The organism is Mesorhizobium sp. M0047 (assembly GCF_040323315.1).
Lineage (GTDB): Bacteria > Pseudomonadota > Alphaproteobacteria > Rhizobiales > Rhizobiaceae > Mesorhizobium.
In genome coordinates this window covers 1-5,110 of record NZ_JAMYUW010000091.1, presented here as the reverse complement: position 1 = coordinate 5,110, position 5,110 = coordinate 1, and the positions used below count along the sequence as shown (strand labels likewise).

Sequence of the window (5,110 nt, the reverse complement as noted above, 5' to 3'; positions counted from 1 at the left end):
CGCCGAAGGTTCAGTTTTAATCGTCGAGAGGTGGGTGCTGGCCAGGCTTCGAAACGAACGCTTCTTCAGCCTTGCTGATCTCAATCAAACAGAAGTCGTATAATATCTGTTAAAGAACCAGGGGATAATTTTTAAATACCAGGATATTACCTTTTCATAGCATATATATTAAACGGTATTAGCTATAGATCTCAGTTTTTACTTCCATGTCTTCTCGCATTTGCAGCGGCGATCAGGCTGCCAAAGGCAGCGTCAGTTTAGAGGTGGCAGATGGGCGACTTGAGCGCCTAGCTCATAATACCCTTCCTTGAGGGCGCGTAAGGGCGCCTCTTCGGCCGGGGAGAATGGAAGGAATAATTCATCTGCAGCCGTATCGCCCACGATATAACCAGCAAGCTCCCGGCCAAACAGCGTGCCTGGCGCGATTCCACGGCCGTTGAAACCGGTCAATGCGATCATGTTATCACCCAACGCATGAAGCCGAGGAAGATGATCGGACGTGGTTCCAATACGCCCGTACCATGCGTGCTCGAGTTCTACCTTTCCCAGTTGCGGGAAAAGCGCGCGGATGCGGCGTCGCGCCCAGGAACGGTGGATGATAGTGCCGGTGCCCCTCAGGGCTCCCACGCTACCGATAATGAGACGGCCGGCATCGTCCTTGCGGAAGGCCGTCATCGGCGTGCGGGTATCCCAGGCCCCATGCCCCTCTGGCAGTATACTATGGCGGAGATCGGGACTTAACGGCGCTGTGGCCACGTGGAAGAATGGCAGAACCACTTGCCCAGCGCGAAGCTCGGGTGCGATGCCGGCGGTGTACACGTCTGTTGAAAGGAGGACCCATTTGGCCAGGATGCTGCCCCCTTGGGTCTTGAGCCGCCAGTTGCCGCGGTCGCGGATGATCGTCTCGACGGGGCTATGTGTGAAAACCTGAGCCCCACAGGCGATTGCCACGTTCGCAAGCCCCCGCACATACGAAAGAGGCTGGATCGTGCCAGCTCGAAGATCCAGGAGGCTCAGTGCAAACGCTTTGGTTCCCGTTTTGGCTGCAGTTTCATCCCGACTGAGGATATGGATCGGCGCCCCGAGCGCCTGCCACTGCCGGGCGCGCTCTTCTATCTCAGCCACGCCCTTTCGACCGGCTGCACAATGAATCGTACCAACCCGCTTTGCCTCGCATTGAATGTCATATTTTTCGATGATGTCGAAAACGGTGCGGGGCGAGTACCGCAGCAAGTTCAGCATGCGTCGGCCATACACCGGGCCTAAGGCCTCTCGAAGAGCAGCAGGCATGACCCAGAGGCCTGCATTGACCATACCAGAGGCGCGGCCAGCTGCGCCAGATCCGATCTCGTTCGCCTCGACGACGACAGTGCTCACGCCCCGTTGGCCCAAGTGCAAAGCGGTCGACAAACCGGTATAACCAGCACCGACAATGGCGACGTCTACAACGGATTCATCGGCAAGCCTCAGCGTAGGGGGCGGAAGAGATGCCGTTGCACCCCAAAGTCCGTGAGATTGGCCCGTTATCATATCGTGATCCTAGAGGTGGCATTGACGTTTGACCGCGCTGCCCACAAACATTAATAGCCGGTTCAGTAGACTGGACCGATCGGTAATCAGTAATCAGTAAGCGTACGGCTTTCCCTGAGCGACACAGCAAGGGGGGAGGCACCTCATCGGCGTAGGCTTCTTGTCAAATCATCAACCAAGGGGCCGAAATCGTCCAATGCATTCCCGATATCAAAGACATCTGGCTTCGAGATCGGCCTGTCACCCACGCCATATCTCACTCTCGCTGATAAGCGACACGCAACGGCAGATTGAACCGCCCCGGGTTGATTGGATGCTCCAACTCCTGAGAAGGTGGAGCCATGACAAGCAAGGCGACCAACAAGTTCTCTCCCGAGGTCCAAGCCTGTGCGGTGCGGCTGGTTCTGGATCACGAAGGCGAGCATGCCTCGCGGTGGGCGGCGGTCTCGTCGATCGCCGCCAAGATCGGCTTGGCGCAGATGCTGCATGAGTGAGTGAAGAAGGCCGAGCGCGATTTCCTAGGGCGCAAAGTTTGTCGAATGGTTTGCCGAAGAAGGCGAGCGCACCTATGGGGACATCATTCCGGCGCCGAGAGCAGGTCAGAAGATTTTTGTCCAGAAGCAGCCGGTTGGGGTCTGCGCCCTCATCGTCCCGTGGAACTTTCCGTCTGCACTCTTCCATCGGAAGGCGGCCGCAGCTTTGGCGGCCGGCTGTACCGTGGTGGCCGCGGCATTGCGCCTGGTACGCTTTTTGGTCGTGAACTCGCCCGCTACATCATGGGCGAGGTCGTGGCTGAAGACATGTTCCTTCCGTTTTCTGCCCCGGAAGAGGCGCCGCTCCGCGAGCTGAAGGAGGGTATTATGAACTTGGCGCGCAGATCACACATCTCCCGCCACTCCACGTTCGATTTAACATATTGGATATTTCGCGTAATCGGTAAGTATATGATATTTGCGTATAAAAGTTAAGTTCCATAACAGATATTACGCGACTTTCGACAATTGATGCAAGTATCGCCCGGTATTACCCAAGCCTACGCTTACTAATACACAGTATTTACTTTTGAATACACGCAGAGACAATTCTGAAAAATCTAGTCCACCGAAACTTCTTGATGTCTGATCAAACTAGTCGAACGCTGTAAGCTCTCCGGACCCCGGTGCCCCGAGTCAGACCGTCAACGATGAAATGTCTCGCGAGTAAGATGAATTGGTGCGTCGCGCGAAATGCCTTCCAGGCGCCCCAAAGATCGTGACCATCTTTGGTCGTACTTTCCTGAACCTGCCGGAGCTTACCTGCTCCGCACTTCGCCGTCCGGACTTGAAACACTGCCTGCTCTGCATCCGTGCAAATTCCGCGATGGCGGCTCGATCCCTGGGCCAAGATGCCATTTTCGGATGGCAGTTCCAACGCCACCCTTGAGCGGATCATGCCGCTTATCTTTTGGATGTCTCATTGTCGTGCCCCACTTAAGCCGGCCGGGCCTCCCGACCGCCGGATCGATAATGACCATCGCCTCTGGAGAATTGTTCTTATTGTCGAGCGCGACGGCTTCCACCGTCTTGCCGTGCTGTACTCTTTGCCAATGGCCGGCACGCGGCCGAGCGATGTCATTGGCATCGCAAGCCTGCGCGACGTGCTGGTCCCTGACTCCATGCAGTCTAGCGATCTCGACCATTGGTTTCGACCAGACCAGCCCATGAAGCTCGAGGCGCGTCATTTTCAGCATGTTTCTTTCCGCTCAGTCGTGAGCAACGCCAGCCAGCCTGCCGACACGTTCGACGTGGTCCCCTGCCTTACCTGCATCGTGTGAAGGTTTTGTGGGTTCGCTCGGGCCGCGCCATCCCCAGCCTACCTCCCATCACGCCCCAACAGCGAAGCATCCAATCCTAATTCGTGAAGAGTCGAGAAAACAAAAATTTGATTGGCAACCAAGTTTCTGCGGCGCCGACTTTTCCTGGATGCGAGAGCCAAACAGCCCCACCCACTGGGAATGCTTGCTGCCTAGACCTCGCTCCGGCCGGCCGAGCTCCCTTTGCGGTGTCGGCGGTCAATCCGGACGTTCCTGCGGCAACGCGAATTCGCTCTTCCCCTCAATGTTAGTTGTCCATCCCAGCGCCATCGCTTCCTCGTAAAACAAAGCGAGGTGATGGACCGCTCAGGACTGACGACCAGCTTCCAACTGCGGAGGCGCTACGGACGGGATACAAAGGGCACGGGCTGGATTTGGCTGCCGGGGACCGGTCTCGTCGACCGCTCGATCGAGAGAGCCAGACGCGGAGGACAACCACCCACCTGCAGAGCGGCAAGGCGCTCTCCTACCTCCCTGTCAGTGACCGTTAGCCTATGGTTTAGGCGAAGATAGTCCGTCCATGTCGGCGTGCGGAACATCTCTGTCCAAAGCGTTGGTTTCTGAAGGTCGCGCTGGAGGGTCCAGTCCCGCGCACCGGCACGGCTCTGAACGCGGCGCCTTTCGCGCATGCAGCGCAGAAATTCCTCGATGTTCTCCTCAGGGACCGAGTACTCCACCTTGACCACAATTGGGCCGCTCCTGGGCTTCAGATCGAGGGCCAGATCTGGTGGCGTGAAGTCGAAGGCCCCTTGATCCGATTCTTCCCATAGCTCTATCGGCAAGAGCTTACCCGCTGCTGCAACCAGCAACAGTGCCGCTGCAGCACCTTCCAAAGCCCAGGTCAGGGAATAATTCTGCGCGACAGTACCCCAGATCCAACTGCCCGCTGCCATGCCGCCGTAGGTCAAAGCGTAATAGATCGACAGAGTGCGACCGACGACCCACCTTGGGCTTGCCAACTGCACACACACGTCGGTTCCGGTCCAGGTGACAACCCAGCCTGCGCCACCGATTGCAAGCGCGATCGCCGCTACAGCCACCGATGATGTGAGAGCCAGTAAAAGGCAACACGTTGCGCAGGCAACGGACGCGAGCGTGATCAATCGATTTTGGGACGTGATGCGTCTCAAATAGCTATTGCTAATGCCGGCGATCAAGGCGCCTGTGCCGAAGCCGGCCAACAGGACGCCGTAAACAATTGGCCCACCCGCTAGTTGGTCGCGAACCAGGAGGGGGAGCAAAGCAAGAATCGAGATGCTCGACAGCCCGAACAGGGTAGCACGCACAATCGCCACTCTGATCTCCGAGGAAATCGCCGTGAAGCGCATGCCATCGTGAATGGCCGTCGTCATCCGCTCGCGCGGAAGAGGCGAAGAGCGAACTTGCCATTTGGAGCGGAGTACTGCGCTCAACGGGACCAGGTCGCTCAGCGCCGCGAAGACGAAAGCCGACAGCGGTCCCAGCAACGCCAAAATCACACCCCCCAGCGCCGGTCCTATGCTCCGAACAACGTTGTACCCCACCGACATCAGCGTTACCGCAGCGGGTATCTCGCGCTTTTCCAGGATGTCCCCGACGGAGGCGTGCCAGGCTGGATCGTTCAAGGCAAAGCCGCACCCGGCCAGGAAACTAAGTCCCAGGATCAGCCAGGGACTGACAAAGCCCAGCCCCACAGAGAGCGCCAGCGCCGTGGATGCCGTCGCAATCAGGCAATGGCCGGCAAGCATC

At 57.7% G+C, this 5,110-nt stretch carries 3 protein-coding genes and 2 pseudogenes; 3 read left to right on the top strand and 2 right to left on the bottom strand.

What is annotated here, in order from left to right; translation table 11 throughout:
• Positions 1–252 precede the first annotated feature (252 nt).
• A complete protein-coding gene (locus NKJ89_RS35375) occupies positions 253–1,530 on the bottom strand; it encodes an NAD(P)/FAD-dependent oxidoreductase (RefSeq protein ID WP_352609039.1) in 1,278 nt (425 codons plus the stop codon).
• A 341-nt stretch (positions 1,531–1,871) separates the two neighbouring features.
• Here NKJ89_RS35375 and NKJ89_RS35370 point away from each other — a divergent pair.
• The 3 genes and pseudogenes from NKJ89_RS35370 to NKJ89_RS35360 form a co-directional block, all read left to right on the top strand.
• Positions 1,872–2,021, top strand: a pseudogene (locus tag NKJ89_RS35370) (IS3 family transposase); the annotation flags it as partial.
• A gap of 34 nt (positions 2,022–2,055) precedes the next feature.
• A pseudogene (locus tag NKJ89_RS35365) lies at positions 2,056–2,253 on the top strand (aldehyde dehydrogenase family protein); the annotation flags it as partial.
• Between the two features lie 706 nt (positions 2,254–2,959).
• Complete coding sequence (locus tag NKJ89_RS35360) at positions 2,960–3,343, top strand: hypothetical protein (RefSeq protein ID WP_352609038.1); 384 nt, start codon at positions 2,960–2,962, stop codon at positions 3,341–3,343.
• A gap of 380 nt (positions 3,344–3,723) precedes the next feature.
• Here the strand turns inward: NKJ89_RS35360 and NKJ89_RS35355 are convergent.
• Positions 3,724–5,110, bottom strand: a 1,387-nt coding sequence (locus NKJ89_RS35355; protein ID WP_352609037.1) for an MFS transporter, incomplete at its 5' end; no start/stop codon positions are given.

Excerpts from the sequence above, each read along its gene's own strand:
- NKJ89_RS35375 (WP_352609039.1), bottom strand. The coding sequence starts at position 1,530 with ATGATAACGGGCCAATCTCACGGACTTTGGGGTGCAACGGCATCTCTT.
- NKJ89_RS35360 (WP_352609038.1), top strand. The coding sequence starts at position 2,960 with ATGCCGCTTATCTTTTGGATGTCTCATTGTCGTGCCCCACTTAAGCCG.